The sequence below is a fragment of the Paracoccus sp. SSJ genome (assembly GCF_030234105.1).
In the GTDB taxonomy this organism is placed as follows: Bacteria; Pseudomonadota; Alphaproteobacteria; order Rhodobacterales; family Rhodobacteraceae; genus Paracoccus; species Paracoccus denitrificans.
The window spans coordinates 47,753-65,682 of the sequence record NZ_JASSPE010000003.1 but is presented as its reverse complement, the minus strand read 5'-3'; the positions used below and the strand labels follow the sequence as shown (position 1 = coordinate 65,682).

The 17,930-nt window shown below is 66.6% G+C and carries 18 protein-coding genes; 12 read left to right on the top strand and 6 right to left on the bottom strand.

Features of this window, described 5'->3' with window-relative positions:
* Nucleotides 1–15 precede the first annotated feature (15 nt).
* From soxZ to QPR87_RS04185, 9 genes are all read left to right on the top strand, one after another.
* On the top strand, nt 16–345 hold the full coding sequence (gene soxZ, locus QPR87_RS04225) for a thiosulfate oxidation carrier complex protein SoxZ (RefSeq protein WP_285048499.1): 330 nt from the start codon (nt 16–18) through the stop codon (nt 343–345).
* A 36-nt stretch (nt 346–381) separates the two neighbouring features.
* Complete coding sequence (gene soxA / locus QPR87_RS04220) at nt 382–1,254, top strand: sulfur oxidation c-type cytochrome SoxA (RefSeq protein ID WP_285048498.1); 873 nt, start codon at nt 382–384, stop codon at nt 1,252–1,254.
* A gap of 118 nt (nt 1,255–1,372) precedes the next feature.
* Nucleotides 1,373–3,067: a thiosulfohydrolase SoxB gene (gene soxB / locus QPR87_RS04215; RefSeq protein ID WP_104491058.1), complete on the top strand. Its 1,695-nt coding sequence runs from the start codon at nt 1,373–1,375 to the stop codon at nt 3,065–3,067.
* A gap of 22 nt (nt 3,068–3,089) precedes the next feature.
* Entirely contained in the window at nt 3,090–4,382 is a 1,293-nt protein-coding gene (gene soxC / locus QPR87_RS04210; RefSeq protein ID WP_104491059.1) for a sulfite dehydrogenase, read from the top strand.
* On the top strand, nt 4,366–5,514 hold the full coding sequence (locus tag QPR87_RS04205) for a c-type cytochrome (RefSeq protein WP_285048497.1): 1,149 nt from the start codon (nt 4,366–4,368) through the stop codon (nt 5,512–5,514). The genes soxC and QPR87_RS04205 overlap by 17 nt, the downstream gene beginning before the upstream one ends.
* Before the next feature lie 3 nt (nt 5,515–5,517).
* Nucleotides 5,518–6,228: a c-type cytochrome gene (locus tag QPR87_RS04200; RefSeq protein WP_285048495.1), complete on the top strand. Its 711-nt coding sequence runs from the start codon at nt 5,518–5,520 to the stop codon at nt 6,226–6,228.
* Between the two features lie 55 nt (nt 6,229–6,283).
* Nucleotides 6,284–7,546 (top strand): NAD(P)/FAD-dependent oxidoreductase, encoded by a 1,263-nt coding sequence (locus QPR87_RS04195; RefSeq protein WP_104491062.1) that lies wholly within the window; start codon nt 6,284–6,286, stop codon nt 7,544–7,546.
* 17 nt (nt 7,547–7,563) lie between these two features.
* Complete coding sequence (locus QPR87_RS04190) at nt 7,564–8,475, top strand: MBL fold metallo-hydrolase (protein WP_285048493.1); 912 nt, start codon at nt 7,564–7,566, stop codon at nt 8,473–8,475.
* On the top strand, nt 8,475–9,413 hold the full coding sequence (locus QPR87_RS04185) for an MBL fold metallo-hydrolase (protein ID WP_285048492.1): 939 nt from the start codon (nt 8,475–8,477) through the stop codon (nt 9,411–9,413). The genes QPR87_RS04190 and QPR87_RS04185 overlap by 1 nt, the downstream gene beginning before the upstream one ends.
* Nucleotides 9,414–9,416: 3 nt before the next feature.
* On the opposite strand, the gene QPR87_RS04180 is transcribed toward QPR87_RS04185, so the two are convergent.
* Nucleotides 9,417–10,478: a YeeE/YedE family protein gene (locus QPR87_RS04180; protein WP_041530453.1), complete on the bottom strand. Its 1,062-nt coding sequence runs from the start codon at nt 10,476–10,478 to the stop codon at nt 9,417–9,419.
* Nucleotides 10,479–10,941: 463 nt separating this feature from the next.
* On the opposite strand from QPR87_RS04180, the gene QPR87_RS04175 reads away from it, so the two are divergent.
* Both QPR87_RS04175 and QPR87_RS04170 read left to right on the top strand, forming a co-directional pair.
* A complete protein-coding gene (locus QPR87_RS04175; RefSeq protein WP_285048491.1) occupies nt 10,942–11,955 on the top strand; it encodes a glycosyltransferase family 2 protein in 1,014 nt (337 codons plus the stop codon).
* A complete protein-coding gene (locus QPR87_RS04170; RefSeq protein WP_285048490.1) occupies nt 11,952–13,025 on the top strand; it encodes a hypothetical protein in 1,074 nt (357 codons plus the stop codon). The genes QPR87_RS04175 and QPR87_RS04170 overlap by 4 nt, the downstream gene beginning before the upstream one ends.
* A 15-nt stretch (nt 13,026–13,040) precedes the next feature.
* On the opposite strand, the gene QPR87_RS04165 is transcribed toward QPR87_RS04170, so the two are convergent.
* Nucleotides 13,041–13,409, bottom strand: a complete 369-nt coding sequence (locus tag QPR87_RS04165; RefSeq protein WP_011750393.1) for a winged helix-turn-helix transcriptional regulator — start codon at nt 13,407–13,409, stop codon at nt 13,041–13,043.
* A 135-nt stretch (nt 13,410–13,544) separates the two neighbouring features.
* Between QPR87_RS04165 and QPR87_RS04160 the strand changes: the two genes are divergently transcribed.
* Nucleotides 13,545–14,093 (top strand): FMN-dependent NADH-azoreductase, encoded by a 549-nt coding sequence (locus QPR87_RS04160; RefSeq protein WP_011750394.1) that lies wholly within the window; start codon nt 13,545–13,547, stop codon nt 14,091–14,093.
* A 19-nt stretch (nt 14,094–14,112) separates the two neighbouring features.
* Here QPR87_RS04160 and QPR87_RS04155 read toward each other — a convergent pair whose 3' ends face one another.
* Genes QPR87_RS04155 through QPR87_RS04140 form a run of 4 tightly spaced genes read right to left on the bottom strand, consistent with a single transcriptional unit; the run spans nt 14,113 to nt 17,835 of the window.
* The gene (locus tag QPR87_RS04155; protein WP_285048488.1) at nt 14,113–15,282 is read right to left on the bottom strand and encodes an NnrS family protein; all 1,170 of its coding nucleotides are present in this window, start codon (nt 15,280–15,282) and stop codon (nt 14,113–14,115) included.
* The gene (locus QPR87_RS04150) at nt 15,279–16,028 is read right to left on the bottom strand and encodes an ABC transporter ATP-binding protein (protein ID WP_011750396.1); all 750 of its coding nucleotides are present in this window, start codon (nt 16,026–16,028) and stop codon (nt 15,279–15,281) included. Before QPR87_RS04150 ends, QPR87_RS04155 begins: the two co-directional genes overlap by 4 nt.
* A complete protein-coding gene (locus tag QPR87_RS04145; RefSeq protein WP_011750397.1) occupies nt 16,025–16,843 on the bottom strand; it encodes an ABC transporter permease in 819 nt (272 codons plus the stop codon). The genes QPR87_RS04150 and QPR87_RS04145 overlap by 4 nt, the downstream gene beginning before the upstream one ends.
* On the bottom strand, nt 16,840–17,835 hold the full coding sequence (locus QPR87_RS04140) for an ABC transporter substrate-binding protein (RefSeq protein WP_285048486.1): 996 nt from the start codon (nt 17,833–17,835) through the stop codon (nt 16,840–16,842). The genes QPR87_RS04145 and QPR87_RS04140 overlap by 4 nt, the downstream gene beginning before the upstream one ends.
* Between the last annotated feature and the right edge of the window lie 95 nt (nt 17,836–17,930).

The window sequence follows — 17,930 nt, the reverse complement described above, 5'->3', positions numbered from 1 at the left end:
CAACAGGAGATTACGATGGCAGATGATGCAAAGCCCCGCGTGAAGGTTCCGAAATCGGCCAAGGCCGGCGAAACCGTGACCATCAAGGCGCTGATCTCGCACAAGATGGAATCGGGCCAGCGCAAGGATGCCGAGGGCAAGCTGATCCCGCGCTCGATCATCAACCGCTTCACCTGCGACCTGAACGAGGTGAACGTGGTGGACGTGGCGATCGACCCGGCGGTCTCGACCAATCCCTATTTCGAATTCGACGCCAAGGTCGATGCGGCGGGCGAGTTCAAGTTCACATGGTATGACGACGACGGCTCCGTCTACGAAGACGTGAAGCCGATCGAAGTCTCGTAGGCGCCGCAACAGGTCCAGATCCAGGGAGGAGACGCCATGCCGCGCTTTACCAAGACAAAAGGCACCTTGGCCGCCACGGCCCTTGGCCTCGCCCTTGCGGGCGCGGCCTTCGCGGACCCGGCCGAGGACGAGCTGGTCATCGAAACCGATGACGGCCCGGTCGAGATCGCGACCAGGACGACCCCGCCCGCCTTTCTGGCCGACACGTTCGACGAGATCTATTCGGGCTGGCTGTTTCGCGACGACACCACGCGGGATATGGAACGGGACGATTTCGACAACCCCGCCATGGTCTTCGTCGACCGCGGGTTGGACGCCTGGAACGCGGCCATGGGCAGCAACGGCGAAAGCTGCGCCAGTTGCCATCAGGGACCCGAGACCATGGCCGGGCTGCGCGCGGCGCTGCCGCGGGTCGACGAGACCTCCGGCAAGCTGATGATCCTCGAGGATTACGTCAACGCCTGCGTGACCGAGCGCATGGGCCTGGAGAAATGGGGCACCACCTCGGAGGACATGAAGGACATGCTGTCGCTGATCTCGCTTCAGTCGCGCGGCATGGCAGTCAATGTCGCGATCGACGGCCCCGCCGCCCATTTCTGGGAGCAGGGCCGGGAGATCTACTATACCCGCTATGGCCAGCTGGAAATGTCCTGCGCGAACTGCCACGAGGACAATTACGGCAACATGATCCGCGCCGACCATCTGAGCCAGGGCCAGGTCAACGGCTTTCCCACCTACCGCCTGAAGGATGCGGGCATGGTGACGGCGCAGCAGCGTTTCGTCGGCTGCGTGCGCGACACGCGCGCGGAAACCTTCAAGGCCGGCTCGGACGAGTTCAAGGCGCTGGAGCTTTACGTCGCCTCGCGCGGCAACGGCCTGTCGGTCGAGGGCGTCTCGGTCCGACACTGAAGCCCTGCGGCCGCCGGCGCGTCCGGCGGCCCGATCCCAACCTTCGAAAAGGGCATGTCCGACGCGCCTTGGCGCGGCGGGGAAGTCTTGCCCGAAACGCATGAGGAGTAACCGAGGAATGATTACCCGACGCGAGTTCTTCCAGGCCGCCATGGCCGCCTCGGCACTGGTCGGGGCCTCGGGCTTCGGAACCTGGTCGCGGGTAGCCGCGCAGCAGGCGCTGACCCAGGACCAGCTGCTGCAATTCGACGATTTCGGCAATGTGACGCTGATCCATGTCACCGACATCCACGCCCAGCTGAAGCCGATCTACTTCCGCGAGCCCGAGATCAATATCGGCGTGGGCGATGCCAAGGGCCAGGTGCCGCATGTCACCGGCACCGCGTTCCAGCAGATGTTCGGCATCGCGCCGGGCTCGGCCGACGCCTATGCGCTGAGCTACCCGGATTTCGAGGCGCTGGCCCGCGGCTATGGCCGGATGGGCGGCATGGACCGCGTCGCCACCGTGGTCAAGGCGATCCGGGCCGCCCGGCCCGACTCGATCCTGCTAGATGGCGGCGACACCTGGCACGGCTCGATGACCTCGTTCCTGACCAAGGGGCAGGACATGGTCAACGTGATGAACGCGCTTGGCGTCGATGCCATGACCAGCCACTGGGAATGGACCTATGGCACCGAACGGGTCAAGGAGATCGTCGAGACGCAGCTGAAGTTCCCCTTTCTCGGCGCGAACATCTTCGACGCGGAATGGGACGAGCCGGCCTTCGAGCCCTACAAGGTCTTCGAGCGCGGCGGCCGGCGCATCGGCGTGATCGGCCAGGCCTTCCCCTACATGCCAATCGCCAATCCGAAATGGATGTTCCCCGAATACAGCTTCGGCATCCGCGAGGAACGGATGCAGCAGGTCGTGGACGAGCTGCGCGGCGAAGGCGTCGATCTGGTCGTGCTCCTGTCGCATAACGGCTTCGACGTGGACAAGAAGATGGCCGGCCGCGTCAAAGGCATCGACGTGATCCTGTCGGGCCATACCCATGACGCCGTGCCCGAGCCGATCCTGATCGGCGAGACGATCCTGATCGCCACCGGCTCGAACGGCAAGTTCGTCAGCCGCGTCGATCTGGACCTGCGCGACGGCAAGATGATGGGCTTTCGCCACAAGCTGATCCCGATCTTTTCGGACGTGATCGCGCCGGATGCCGAGATGGCCGCGCTGATCGACGCCGAGCGCGCGCCCTTCAAGGCGCAGCTCGAGGAAAGGATCGGCACCACCGAAAGCCTGCTCTACCGGCGCGGCAACTTCAACGGCTCGTGGGACGACCTGATCTGCGACGCGGTGCGTTCCGAACGCGATGCGCAGATCGCGCTGTCGCCGGGCGTGCGCTGGGGCACCACGCTCTTGCCCGGCGATGCGATCACCCGCGAGGACATCCACAACGTCACCTCGATGACCTATGGCGCGGTCTACCGCACCGAGATGACCGGCGAGATGCTCAAGACCATCCTTGAGGATGTCGCCGACAACATCTTCAACACCGATCCCTATTACCAGCAGGGCGGCGACATGGTGCGCGTGGGCGGGCTGGCCTATGCGATCGACATCTCAAAGCCCATGGGCGAACGGATCGGCGCCATGGCGCTGGCCGATACCGGCGAGGCCATCGAGGCCGCGAAATCCTACACGGTCGCCGGCTGGGCCTCGGTCAACGAAGGCACCGAAGGCCCGCAAATCTGGGACGTGATCGAGACGCATATCCGCAAGATCGGCACCGTCCGGCTGCAACCCAACACCTCGGTCACCGTGACCGGGGTCTGACATCACGAAGGAGCGTTCGCCCATGAAAGACGAACCCACCGGGAACGGCAAGGATGCCGCGGGCACCTCGCGCCGTGCCTTCCTGCGCGCGGGCGCGGCGGCCGGGGCCGGCCTTGTCACCGGGGCCGGCATCGCCCGAGCCGCCGAGACCCCCGACCCGCTGATCACCGAGGTCCAGCCCTGGGCCACGGAGTTCGGCGAGGCGGTCGATGCCCACCCCTACGGCCTGCCGATCCATTTCGAATCGCATGTGAAGCGGCAATATGTCGAATGGCTGACGGAAAGCCCGGTATCCTCGATCAACTTCACGCCCATCCATGCGCTGGAAGGCACCATCACCCCGCAGGGCTGCGCCTTCGAGCGCCACCATTCCGGCGCCATCGAACTGTCCAAGCAGGACTACCGGCTGATGATCAACGGGCTGGTGGAAAAGCCGCTGGTCTTTACCTTCGAGGATCTGCTGCGTTTCCCCCGCGCCACCACCACCGCCTTTTGCGAATGCGCCGCCAATGGCGGCATGGAATGGGGCGGTGCGCAGCTGGAGGGCTGCCAGTATACCCAGGGCATGATCCACAACATGGAATATGTCGGCGTGCCGCTTTCCGTGCTGCTGGCCGAGGCCGGGGTGAAGCCCGAGGGGAAATGGCTTTACGTCGAGGGTGCCGATGCCTCGTCCAACGGCCGCTCGCTGCCGATGGAAAAGGCGATGGACGACGTGATGCTGGCCTTCTTCGCCAATGGCGAGGCGCTGCGCAAGGAACATGGCTATCCCGCCCGCCTGGTCGTGCCCGGCTGGGAAGGCAACATGTGGGTGAAATGGGTCCGGCGGCTGGGCGTCTATGACCAGGCGGTGGAAAGCCGCGAGGAAACCTCGAAATACACCGACCTGATGCCGGACGGACGGGCGCGGAAATGGACCTGGGTGATGGATGCGAAATCGGTCATCACCTCGCCCAGCCCGCAGGTGCCGATCCGCCACGGCAAGGGGCCCTTGGTGATCTCGGGCCTGGCCTGGAGCGGCAACGGCCGCGTCACCCGCGTCGATGTCTCGCTGGACGGCGGCAGGAACTGGACCACGGCGCGCATCACCGGCGATGCCAGGCCCAAGGCGCTGACCCGCTTCCACCTCGACATCGACTGGGACGGCTCCGAGATGCTGCTGCAATCGCGCGCCGTGGACGAGACCGGCTATGTCCAGCCGACCAAGGACGCGCTGCGTGCCATCCGCGGCCGCAACAACGTCTATCACAACAACGCCATCCAGACCTGGTGGGTCAAGGCCGACGGGGAGGTCGAGAATGTCGAGGTCGCATAAGCTGTTCTTCGCCTCGCTGCTGGCGGCATCGGCGCTTGCCGGCCCGGCCATGGCCGACAGGCTGGGACTGGGCCGCGAGGCCCTGCCCGAGGAAATCAGCGCCTGGGACGTGGCGGTCCTGCCCGATGGCCAGGGGCTGCGCCCCGGCTCGGGCGACGTCATGACCGGGGACGAGCTTTTCGCCGACAACTGCGCCTCGTGCCACGGCGATTTCGCCGAGGGGCTGGACAGCTGGCCCGTGCTGGCGGGCGGCGACGGCAGCCTGACCGACCCGCGCCCGGTCAAGACCATCGGCAGCTACTGGCCGCATCTTTCGACGGTCTATGACTATGTCCACCGCTCGATGCCCTTCGGCTCGGCGCAGACCCTGTCGGTCGATGATACCTATGCGATCACCGCCTTCCTGCTTTATTCCAACGGGCTGGTGGAGGACGATTTCGTCCTGACGCATGAGAACTTCACCCAGGTCGTGCTGCCCAATGCCGAGGGCTTCTATCCCGACGACCGGCCCGAGACGGAGTATCCGCTGTTCTCGAAAGAGCCCTGCATGACGGATTGCGCCGCCGCGGTCGAGATCACCAAGCGCGCGGTCGACCTGAACGTGACCCCCGAGGATGCCGACGGGCGCCCGGCCGGCACCATGCCCGACATCGGCGCAGGCGCCGCACCGGCCGAACCTGCCGAGCCGGTCGAAAAGAAGGCCGAAGCCGCGCCGACCGAGGCACCGGCACCGGCCGCCGCGCGCGAGAGCGTGGTCAAGACCGCCGCCGTCGCGCCCGAAGCGCCAGCCACGGCAGACACCGCCGCCGATCCGGCGCTGGTCGCGGTGGGCGAAAAGGTCTTCAAGAAATGCACCGCCTGCCACAAACTCGGCGAGGGCGCGAAGAACGGCACCGGCCCGCTGCTGAACGGCATCGTCGGCCGCCCGGCGGGCGAGATCGAGGGCTTCAAGTATTCCAAACCCCTGCTCGCCATGGCCTCGGACGGGCTGGTCTGGGACGATGCCGCGCTGCACGCCTTTCTGGAAAACCCCAAGGGCTTCATGAAAGGGACCAAGATGTCCTTTGCCGGGCTGAAGAAAGAGGACGAGCGCGCCGCCGTCATCGCCTATCTCGCCACGTTCGACGAATAGCGGATGAGATGGCGCGCCATCCCTGCTGCGCTGTCCATTGCGGTCGCGTCCGGCGCCTTTCCGGTCGCGGCCAGCGAGATCGGCGATCCGTTGCGCGGGGCCGAACTGTTCGCGGAGGAATGCTCCGCCTGCCACCGCATCGGACCAGGGGCGACGGATGCCACCGGCCCAAGGCTGAACGGCATCTTCGGCCGCCGCGCGGGCAGCCTTGCCGGCTTCAACTATTCCAGGGCGATGCTGCGCATGGGCAATGACGGCCTGACCTGGACCCTGTCGACGCTGGACGCCTATATCGAGAACCCGAAGGCGCTGGTTTCGGGCACGCGCATGGCCTATCGCGGGCAGGCCGATGCGCAGGCAAGGGGCGACCTGATGGCCTATCTGCGCGCCTATTCCGACCGGCCGCAGGACATCCCGGAAGCCGAGCCCACCGCCCGCGCCAGCGCGCCGGTCCTGCCCGGGTGGATACTGGCCTTGCAGGGCGATCCCGGGTTCGGCGAATACCTGTCCGCGGAATGCACGACCTGCCACCAGCGCGACGGATCGGATCAGGGCATCCCCTCGATCGCGGGCTGGCCGGAGCAGGATTTCGTGGTGGCCATGCATGCCTATCGGCAAAAGCTGCGGCCGCATCCGGTGATGCAGATGATGGCCGGGCGCCTGAGCGAAGAGGAAATCGCGGCGCTCGCGGCCTATTTCGCCACGCTCGAATGACCGAAGGCGGCCGGGGCAAAGGCCCCGCAGCCGCAAACAGGAAAGGAACGAGACCATGATCCTGACCAGACGAGAACTGATCGCCGGCAGCGCGGCCGCGACCGGCCTGCTTTATGCGCCCGCCGTGCTGGGACAGGGCAAGCCCAAGGTCGTCGTCATCGGCGGCGGCGCCGGCGGCGGCACGGCGGCGCGCTATCTGGCCAAGGATTCCCAGGGCGCGCTGGACGTGACGCTGGTCGAGGCCGATCCGGTCTATACGACCTGCTTCTTCTCGAACCTCCATATCGGCGGGCTGCGCGATTTCGACAGCCTCCGGCACGGCTATGACAAGATGGCCGCGGGCGGCGTGACCGTCGTCAACGACCGGGCGACGGCGGTGGACCGCGAGGCGCGGACGGTCACGCTGGCGGGCGGGCAGGTGCTGGCCTATGACCGGCTGGTGCTGTCGCCCGGCATCGATTTCGTCGAGGATTCGGTTCCGGGCTGGTCGCTCGACGCGGCCGAGATCATGCCCCATGCCTACAAGGCCGGGCCGCAGACCGAGTTGCTGAAGCGCATGATCCAGGCGATGCCGCAGGGCGGCACCTTCGCCATGGTCGCGCCCCCCAACCCCTATCGCTGCCCGCCCGGCCCCTATGAACGGGCCAGCATGGTGGCGCATCTGCTGAAGCAGACCAACCCGACGGCCAAGATCATCATCCTGGACCCCAAGGAGAAATTCTCCAAGCAGGCGCTGTTCGAGGAGGGGTGGGGAAAATATTACGACGGCATGATCGAATGGATCAATCCCGAGTTCGGCGGCGCCGATGTCGCCGTGCGGCCCGACAGCATGGAAGTGGTCGTCGAGGGCGTGGCGCAAAAGGTGGATTGCTGCAACGTGATCCCCGCCCAGACCGCCGGCCGCATCGCCGCCATCGCCGGGCTGACCGACGAATCCGGCTGGGCCCCGGTCCATCCCGACAGCATGAAGTCCCGCATCGACGGGAATGCCTGGGTCCTGGGCGATTCCAGCGCCCAGGGCGACATGCCGAAATCCGCCTTCTCGGCCAACAGCCAGGCCAAGGTGGCGGCAATGGCGATCCGGGCCGAACTGACCGGCTCGCGCCTCTTTCCGGCCAAATACTCCAACACCTGCTGGTCGCTGCTCGCGCCCGAGGACGGCGTCAAGCTGGGCGCCTCCTATGAGCCCAATGACGACAGGATCGCCAGCGTCGAGAGCTTCATCAGCGACACGGGCGAGGATGCCGCGCTGCGCCGGCGCACCTATGAGGAAAGCCTCGGCTGGTATGCGGGCATCACCGCCGACATCTTCGGCTGAACCGAAAGGAGAACCCCATGCACCTGAACCGCCGCCATTTCCTTGCCGCTTCCGCCGCCGCCCTGGTCCTGCCCGGCAGGCGGGTCTGGGCCGCCAGCACCCTGACCATGGGAACGGTGCGCGTCGACAGCCTGTCGGACGGGCATCTGGAACTGCCGCTGGACTTTACCTTCGCCGGCCTGCCCGAGGCCGAGATCGCGGCCCTGCTCGACCGGCACGGGCTGGCGGCGGACGGGCTGACGCCGCCCTGCAACCTGACGCTGCTGCGCGACGGCACGAACACCGTGCTGTTCGACCTGGGCGCGGGGCCGGATTTCATGCCCACCGCCGGCAAGCTGGCCGAGGCGCTGGAGGCGCTGGACCTGACGCCCGGGGATGTGACGCATGTGCTGATCACCCACGGCCATCCCGATCACCTCTGGGGCCTGCTGGACGAATTCGACGAGCCGGTCTTCGCCGATGCCGAATACATGATCGGCCAGGCCGAGTTCGACTATTGGATGGACCCGGCCACGGTCGAAAGCATCGGCGAGGACCGCGCCAGCTTCGCCATCGGCGCCTCGCGGCGGCTGGAGATCGTCGCGGACAGCATCCGCAAGCTGGCCGACGGCGAAGAAGCCCTGCCCGGCATCACCGCGCGGCTGACGCCCGGCCATACCCCCGGCCACCTGGCCTATGAGATCGCCACGCCCGAGGGCACGCTGATGGTCGTGGGCGACGCGATCGGCAACCACCACGTCGCCTTCGACCGCCCCGACTGGCCCGCGCCCTCGGACCAGGATCCCGCGCTGGCCGCCGCCACCCGCGTCGCGCTGCTGGAGCGGCTGGCGGACGGGGCCATGCCCTTCATCGGCTACCACCTGCCGCAGGGCGGGCTGGGACGGGTGGAAAGAACCGAAACCGGCTATCGCTTCGCGGAGGACATCTGATGCGCCGGCTGATCCTTTGCCTGATCGCCCTGCCCGCCCTGGCATCCGAGGACATTCCCGACCAATATCCGCAATCGGTGCTGTATTCGAAGCCGGTCGAGGTGATCCCGCATGTCTTCTCGGCCATCGGCGCCACGGCGCCGCCGACCTATGACAATGCCGGGCACAACAACAACCTGACCTTCATCGTGACCGGCGACGGCGTGATCGTGGTGAATGCGGGCGCCTCGTGGCAATTGGCCGAGGCGCTGCATGCCGAGATCCGCGCCGTCACCGACCAGCCGGTGAAACTGGTCATCAACGAGAACGGCCAGGGCCATGCCATGCTGGGCAACGGCTATTGGGCGGCGCAGGGCGTGCCGATCCTGGCGCATGAGGAAGCCGCCGCCGAATTCGCGGACGGTGCACCGCAGGACCTGGCCAGCCTTCGAAACTATGCCCGGGAACGGGCCGAGGGCACGGTGATCGCCCCTCCGACCGAGACCTTCACCGATCGCAAGGACATCGCCATGGGCGGCGTCGCCATCGAGGTGCTGCACCTGGGCCCCGCGCATTCGCCCGGCGATACCCAGGTCTGGATTCCGGAATGGTCGATGATGATCGCCGGCGACATCGCCTTTCACGAGCGCATGCCGCCGATCTTCGAGGGCACCTGCACCTCTTGCTGGATCGAGACCTGGGAGACGAAATTCGCGCCGCTCGCCCCGGCCCATGTCATTCCCGGCCACGGCCATCCGACGAATCTGGCGCAGGTCACGCGCCATACCCGCGACTATTTGGCCGACCTGCGCGAAAAGATCGGCGCACATATCGAGGAGGGCGGCGATCTGGCCGGCGCCTATTACGTCGACCAGTCGCGCTGGTCGCATCTCGACACGTTCGAGGAGCTGGCCACCAAGAATGCCGGCGTGGTCTTTGCCGAGATGGAGTTCGAATAGGGTTCAGGCCGGGGCACGTTTCCCGGCCTGATCGACCAGCAGATCGGTGATCGCGGCCCCGATCCACATGCACAACAGTGCAAGCCAGGCCGTCGCCACGAAGATCGAGCCGCCCGAAACACCGGCACCGATGGCGCAGCCCCCGGCCAGCATGGCGCCGAATCCCATCAGCGCCGCCCCCAGCATCGAGCGCCGCATCTGCCCCTCGCCCTCGAAGCCCTGGAACTTCAGCCGCCGCTTCAGCGCCGCCGACAGAAAGGCCCCGGCAAAGACGCCCGGCACCAGGCCGATGTCGAAATCCAGCCCCGGTTTTTCCGTCAGAAAGAACATCAGCGTGCTGGCAGAGGGCCCCGAGAAGGTGGCCGATGTCACGCTGACCGGCTCGAAAGCCTGTTGCGACAGGGAAAAGGTCAGCACCCAGCCAAGCGCCACCGCAAATCCCGCACCCGAAGCGAAGACAAGCACCCGCACGCCGATCCGGTTCGCCCGTGCCAGCCAAAGCGCCGCCGCGGCAAAGCCGAAGCCGATCAGGATGGCGCCGGATTCGGGCAGGGGCAGCGCCGTCAGCAGGCTGACATTGCGCCCGCCCGCCGTGGTCCACAGCCCCGCAAGCTCTTGCCGCAAGGGGGCCAGCCAGCCATGCAGCGCCATCTGCGCCACCACCGCGAAGATCAGCCCCGACACGACCGAGCGCAGGTTCCCGGTGGCGGCCAGCACCAAGAGCCGCCCCGAACAGCCCCGCGCCAGCACCATGCCCGCGCCGAACATCAGCCCGCCAATCACCGCACCGGACCAACTGCCGGTAACGGCCATCATCCGGGCGTCCTCGGCTCGAAACAGCCCCAGCAGGCGCGCGCCCTGCACCCAGATGACCGCAGTGGAAAAGGTCAGCAGCCACACGGCAACCCTGGGCCCCAGGCTGCCGCGGGCGAACTCCACCGTCGCGGCCCGCAGGCAAAAGGACGAACGCTCGGCGGAAAAGCCGAAGACGGCGCCGACCAGAAGACCGAAGAGCGCCGCCAGATACGGCTCGGGGAAATGCTCGAGAAGAAGGGCAAGGTCCATGACAACCGTCCTTTTCGACATATGACCCCAGGCATGTCGGCCGCGCCTTGACATGAATCATATCCCCGCCGCCGCGAATCCAGAAGCGCCAGGGCATGGAGAGATATCTGCGGGCCAAGGGCCGCAGCCCCTCCTGCCACCCATCCTGACGTTCAAGGTTGTTCGGCGGATCGGGGTTTCGCCAATAACGAGCGCACCGCCATTTTTTACACGCCGGGCGCCTGTATTTTAAGGCATAGCGGACACTTGCGCGCTTGACTTGGTCCCGGGACGCACTCAATCTTATTTGAAAGGCCAGCGATCCAAGGGGGAAATAAGGGAACCGTATATCCAGGGATGTTCTCGGCCATCAGGAAACCACGCCGTCTTCTGGAATCGGGCAATTGGAGATCGAATGATTAGCCGCATAATCGGCGGGGTCTCCCGCGTGGTCAGGAGAAGGGTGGCCCAGCAAAGGCGCTGGATGAAAACGCGGCATCTGCATGGCCCGGAATTCGTGGAACTTTCCGATACGCAAGCCATGGTGACATTGCTTGCACGCAACTCTTCCTGGTTCATTCGGAAGTTCATCGAGCATCATTTTTCGCTTGGCGCAGCACATATCCTTGTGATCGACAACGGCTCGACCGATGCAACCGTAGATATTTGCAGGAATTATGATCGGCTGACCGTTCTGCAGAACGACCTGCCGGCCAAGCTGTATGAAAGCGCATTGCGCTCGGAATTGTCGCAAAGGGTTGCAAAGGGCGGATGGATACTGTTCGCCGATTCCGACGAGCTGATCGAAATTCCCACCGGTGGGTTGACCCGGTTGCTGGGATATTGCAACGATCGGGGATATACTTCGGTCTTGGGGCAAATGCTCGATCACTTCTCAACCCTGCCCTATCGTGAATTGCGATATATGGATTATGCGGAATCCATCAAGGCGCATAATCTCTATTCCGTCAGGCATATCGAGGTCATTCCATATTCCGACCAACATGCCACGAGCTTCAACTGGTTCCTTCGCAACAATATATGCAACCATCCGCAAATAAGCTTTCGGCGCGGCGGCGTGCGGGCCGAGCTTTTCGGAGAAAATCCCTTTCTGTCGAAACATTCCCTCGTGCGGAACCTGCCCGGCATAACGCCGATGCCGCACCCGCATTGCGCCACGAACGTCACGCTGGCCGATACCATGCTGCTTGTCCGCCATTACAAGCTGGCCGGGGATTGGGTGGCGCGCGACCGGCTGGCGATCCGCGAGGGCCGGTGGGATCACGGCGAGGACAGCAGGCGCATTTCCGCCATCGGCGACGAAAACGCCATGCGGCTGGACCCGCAGGAGCCTCGTCCATGGCGCGGGATCGATACCTTGCGGGACGAGGGCTTTCTGTTCTCGTCAGCGGAGTTTCTCGCCGCCATGCAGGACGATCCCGAAACATCCGGCCAAGTCGCATGCGCCCAGATCAGAGCAGGGGGAGCGGGTCCTTGAAAATCCTTCTTTTCCAGATCTACGGAAATCAGCGCGCCTATCATCTTGAACTGACCTACAGCGTCCTTTCCGCCATGCGCTTTCTGCAGGACGACCCGGCCGGGATTCGCATTGTCCTGGCCGCGGATGCGGAAAACCGTCGCCCCGATCTTCCCGCCGATCACCTGCCGATCACGCCCGATACGCTTCTGGAATGGCAGATGAACGGCAGCTATACCCATGCCATCCAGGCCCATGCCCTGCACCATGCCGTCCGGCATTTCGACGCGCCGACGATCCTGATCGACAGCGATACCGTTTTCCACGCCCACCCCAAGCACCTGTTCGACCGGATCGGGCCGGGCAAGACCCTGATGCATGCCCGCGAAGGAATATTGCGGGACAGCCCGGAATGGCCGGAATGGGAAAGCCTGATCCGCAATACCAGCGGCGTATTGGCAGGCTGGCCGGTCGACCGGAATACGGTCATGCACAATGCCGGCGTTCTGGGCCTGCACCCCAGCGACGCCGCGCTCATGGAGGGCGTAAAGGCCGCGATGCAGGAAATCCGCGCACAAAGCTCGGTGTTCACGGCCGTGCAACTGGCCGCGTCGCTGGGTTTCGGCAATGAGACGGAACTGTCGGATTGCGACGACCTGGTCGAGCATTATTGGAACGGGCCGCGGGCCTATTACCACTATCAGATCAAGCGCATGTTTCCGAAAATCCTGCAAGGTGGCGGGATAGAGGGAATGAACACGCCGCTTGCACCGCTGGAAAGAAACCCGCCCTGCCGGATGGGAAACCGCATTGCCGCGCGAATCAAGCGGATGCGGCGGGGCGGCGATGGCGAATATGCCTATGCCTATCTGGCCTATCTCAATGCGCTGTCGCTGCGCAGAAGCGATATGGACATGGCGAATGTGTGGGCGGTCACGGCATTGGACATGCTGTCATGGGGCGTATCGCGCCAACACCAGGAAATCACTACGGATTTCGCGCATTTCTCTCCGGCCGGCCTGGATGCGCAAGACTGGATGCAACCCACCTTGCGCCGGCGTTGGCATGATTACTGGGCGGCGCGGACATGACCTGAAAAGGCGGGGCTAGACCTTTTCGCCATTCGCCCGGTCGAAGCGCGACTGGGCGGTATGGATCGCGTCGATATTCGCCATCGCCCATTCCGCAAGGGCGCAGACCGGCTTGCGCAGCGATTGGCCAAGCTCGGTCAGTTCGTAATCCACGCGGGGCGGGATGCTGGGCGTCACCGTGCGCGACACCAGCCCGTCGCGTTCCAGCCCGCGCAGGGTCAGCGTCAGCATGCGCTGGGAAATGCTGGGGATCTCGCGCCGCAATTCGTTGAACCGCTTCGGCCCTTCGGCCAGGACCGAGACGATCAGCAAGCTCCATTTGTCGCCGATCCTTTGCAGGACGGCGGTGAAGGCCCTGCAACCGAAACTGTTCGGATCATGCATCTGGTTTCTCCGGTTACCTCGGTGTGACCAGGTCACAGCCATGTAAGTGCGGCACAGGATTGTGCCTTCTTGCGGGGGGTTCCCCGATGGTTACTTAGGGGATCTGAGTATAGATTCCATACCTAGGAGACAAGAGTGACCATCCTGCATATCGACAGCAGCATCACCGGCGAGAACAGCGTCAGCCGCATCGTCAGCCAGGCGATCATCGACCGGCTGGCCGAGGCGCAGCCCGGCATCCCCGTCATTCGCCGCGATCTTGCCAGCGCGCCGCTGCCGCACCTGACGCTGGATGCGCTTGGCGACACTTCGGTGCTGGACGAGTTCCTGGCCGCCGATACGGTGGTGATCGGCGCGCCGATGTATAACTTCACCCTGCCCAGCCAGCTCAAGGCATGGATCGACCGCATCGTCGTTGCCGGCAAGACCTTCCGCTATACCGCCGAAGGGCCGGAGGGGCTGGCCAAGGGCAAGCGCGTGATCGTCGCCCTGGCGCGCGGCGGTTTTTACAGCGACGAGGCCAGGATCGCGCTGGAGCATCTGGAGAGCTATCTGCGCTCGGTCTTTGCCTTCATCGGCATCGAGGCCGAATTCGTGATGGCCGATGGCGTGAGCATCGGTCCCGAACAGCGCCAGGCCGCCATCGACCAGGCGCTTGGCCAGACCCGGCAGCTTGCCGCCTGAGCGCGCCGCCGCCTGTCCTTCACGGCAGGCGGCTGATCGCCGGCCAGTAATCGGCCAGCCACAGCAGGAACGCCGCCGCCCACAGGACCGCCGCGACCAGATGCAGCGGGCCGGGCGGCCAGGGCATCAGCCCCATCTCGGGCAGGGCGCGCAGCAGCACCGCCGCGGCGGCCAGCACGAAAGCGGCCCGGGTCTGCCAGTTCAGGCCCAGCCCCTGCCCGGTATGGAACCGCCCCGCAATCGCCAGCACCGCCAGGACGCCCAGGCCCAAGCCCCCCATCAGCGCCAGGTGCAGCGGCCCGGCCTCGGCCCAGGGCGCGCCCAAGGCTGCGGCACCCAGACCCAGCAGCCCCACGCCGGCAAAGCCCGCCGCCGCCATCAGCACCATGATCTCGGCGCGAAACGCCTCGGGGCCGACAAAGCCCTCGGCCATGCGGTCCATGAAGGCGGCGCCGGCGGCGATCCACAGAAAGCCCGCGACCGCCGGCGACAGGCCCGCAACCTGCCCGATCAGCGCCAGGGCCACCAGCCCGGCCGACAGGTTCAGCCGCCCCGGATGCGGCCGGAAGGGCGAGGTCCTTTCGCTGGGGTCCAGCACGATGTTCGTGACCGGCACGGTGATCCGCGCCAGGGCAAGGGCGAGCAGCCCCAGAAACACCAGCCCCGCGATGCGCAGCCATTCCGCCGCCGCCTCGGCCTGCCCCGCCAGCATCGCCATGCGCGCCATCAGCCCCGCCAGCGTCAGCGCGAAAAGCCAGCCCGCAAAGCTTAGCAGCCGCGTCGTGCGCTGCTCCAGCGAGACCTTCAGGAAATAGGCCAGCAGCAGCACCAGCCAGGCCAGATCCGCCAGCATCGCCGGCAGGATCAGCGCGTCCGCGCCCATAAGCCCCGCGATCCGTGCCAGCCCCCAAAGCGCGGCAAGCCACCACAGCGGCCGCCCGCGCAGGCGCGGCGTGTCGGTCCATTCCGGCGCGGCAGTGGTCAGAAAGCCCAGCAGCGCCGCGCCCCAGGCGCCGAAGATCATCTCGTTCGCATGCCAGATGCCGGGCGGGATCCGGCGCGCAAAGGGCAGGTCGAAGGACCAGAGCGCCACCCAAAGCAGCGGCCACAACGCCGCATGCAGCGCCGCCAGCGGAAAGAACAGCCTGAAGCCTTCGTCGGAAAGCACGCGATGCAAGGGGGGCTTCATGGGCGCAGCCGTTCGTCGATGTCGTGGATATGCGCAAACAGCGGGTCGGCGGTCAGGTAATGCTGGCGCAGGGCAAAGATCGCCGCCTCGTCGCGGGTTCCGGGGTTGCCGGGCGGCAGGCGCTCGCCCGCGATGCCGCGCCCGCCCGCGTCCAGCACCAGGATGCGGTGGCTGATGCGGATCGCCTCCAGCAGGTCGTGGGTGATGAACAGCGCCGCGAACCGCGCCGAGGCGGCGGCCTCGATCACCAGGTCCTGCATCCGCCGCTTCAGCGCGACATCCAGCGCCGTAAAGGGTTCGTCGAAATAGATGAAATCCGGGTCGGTCACCAGCGCGCGGGCGATGGCGGCGCGCTGGCGCATGCCGCCCGAAAGCTCGGAGGGGTATTTCCCCAGGTCCTCGGGCAAGAGCCCGGCGCGCAGCGCGGCATCTCCGATCATCCGGCGCCGCATCCGGCGCGGCGCGCGCGACAGGCGCAGCGGAAAGCCGATATTGCCGGCCGCCGTCGCCCAAGGCATCAGTCGCGGATCCTGAAACACCATCGCATGGCGAAGGTAGCGGCGGGCGACGCGCCCCTCGCGCGGCTCGACCAGCCCGGCGGCGATATGGGCGAGGGTCGACTTGCCCGAACCCGACGGCCCGACCAGCGCCACGATCTCTTGCCGCTCGACGGTCAGGGTGATGCCCTCCAGCACGGTGCGGCCGAAAAAGGCGTGGCCGATGCGATTCAGCTCCAGCAGGCTCATCGCTTGACGCCCCAGGGTGCGGCGGCCTCGCGCCAGCGTTCCAGTTCGGCCCGGACCGGGCGGATCAGGACGTATTCGACAGCGATCAGCGCGGCGACGGCCAGGCTGACCCAGGCCAGCGCCTCGGCGATGTCCAGCATGGCCCGCGCCCGCGCCAGCGCACCGCCGATGCCGCCGGCATTGGCCAGCAGCTCCGCCATGATCGCGACCTTGAAGGCCGAGCCGAGTGCCAGGATCAGCGCCGGGAACAGCTGCGCCGAAATCTGCCGGGCCGATACGAACAGGAAGCGCCGCAAGGGGCCGGCGCCAAAGACCCGCGCCATGTCGTCAAGGCCGCGGTCGCGCGTCACCACCCCCTCGACCGCGCCGACAAAGACCACAGGCGTGGCCGAGATCAGGATCGTCACCGCCACGGTCATGTCCGAGGGGCCGAACCAGATCATCGCCAGCACGATCCAGGCGATCGGCGGCACGCCCAGAAGCAGGGTCAGGACCGGCCGCGACAGCCGCAGCGTGGCCGGCGAATAGCCCGCCGCCACCCCGGCCAGCGTGCCGATCAGCGCGCAAAGCCCGAAACCGGCCAGCGCCCGGGCGGTGGTCAGCGCCAGCAATTCCTGCGCCCTGCCCTCGTGCAAAAGCCGCGCCGCGGCGGCCAGCGTGTCCAGCGGCGCGGTCAGGATGAAGTCGCCATAGGCCTCGTGCCCCGCCTGCCACAGCGCACCGATCAGCGCGAGCCCCGCCAGCCCGGCCCAGGCCGACCACAGGAACCGGCCCAGCCGCGCCAGCCGGTCGAGACAGGCCGCAAGCAGGCTCACAGCAGATAGAACCCCGCATCGGGCAGCTTGCCGCCGATGATCGCGGCATCGGTTTCCGCCATCAGCGACAGGATCGCCTCGACGGCCGGCCGCGCCTCTCCGGCCGGGCGCACGGCCAGCCGGGAATGGGGAACCGACAGCGCCAGGATCGGGGCGGGCATGTCCAGCGGGCCGGAGGCTTCGGTCGCGGCCTGCACCGGATCGGCCAGAACCTCGTCATTCGCCCGCACCAGCGCGGCCTGCAACGGCTCCAGCAGTTCCGCCCCCTCGGCCAGAAAGGCGTCGGTCGCGGCCAGCCCGGCCTGCGGCAGCACCGGGCCGACATCGCCCTGCCGGCCCCATTCCGCTTGCAGGTCGATCACCCGGGCGAAAGCCTTGCCCACCGTCCGGCCGCGCATGATCGCGACGCTGGAGGCAGGCTCGCTCAGCAGCGCCGCCTCGATCTGGCCGGCCAGCAGCATCTGCGCGGCCTCGATGGGGCTGCCGACGGGCACCAGTTGCACCTTGTCGGCGATGCCCTGCCGCGCCAGCAGCGCGCGCAGCACGAAATCGGGCGTGTCGTTGACGAAGGGCACGGCCAACCGCCGGCCCTCCAGCGCCGCGAGATCCGCGACCGTGCCGGATTCGGCCACGATGAACAGCAGCCCGTCCGTCATCGTATTGACCAGCCGCAGCCCCATGCCGCGGTTGTAAAGGTTCGCCGCGACCTGCACCGGCACCACCGACAGGTCGATGGTCCCCGAGGTCAGGCCGGCGCGCAACTCGTCCGGGCTGCGCCAGACGGTCAGCGACACCTCGGCCGACAGATCCTTCAGCGCGCCGCTGGCCACGGCATGGGCCAGGGTGATGCTGGGTCCGGCAGGCGGGCCGAACAGCGCCAGACGGGCAAGCGGCGCAGCGCGCAGGAGGCGGGGTGCCGCCAGCGTGGCGGCCAGCGCCCCCGCCCCGGCAAGGACGGTGCGGCGCGAGGGATTGCGAAGGATAAGGGACATGGCTGCCCTCCTGGCAGGCGCAAAGTGAACGAGGGGTCGCTGGCGGAGGGCTGGCGCGGCGTTGTCGATACCATAGGCCGGCACGGCCGGGCATC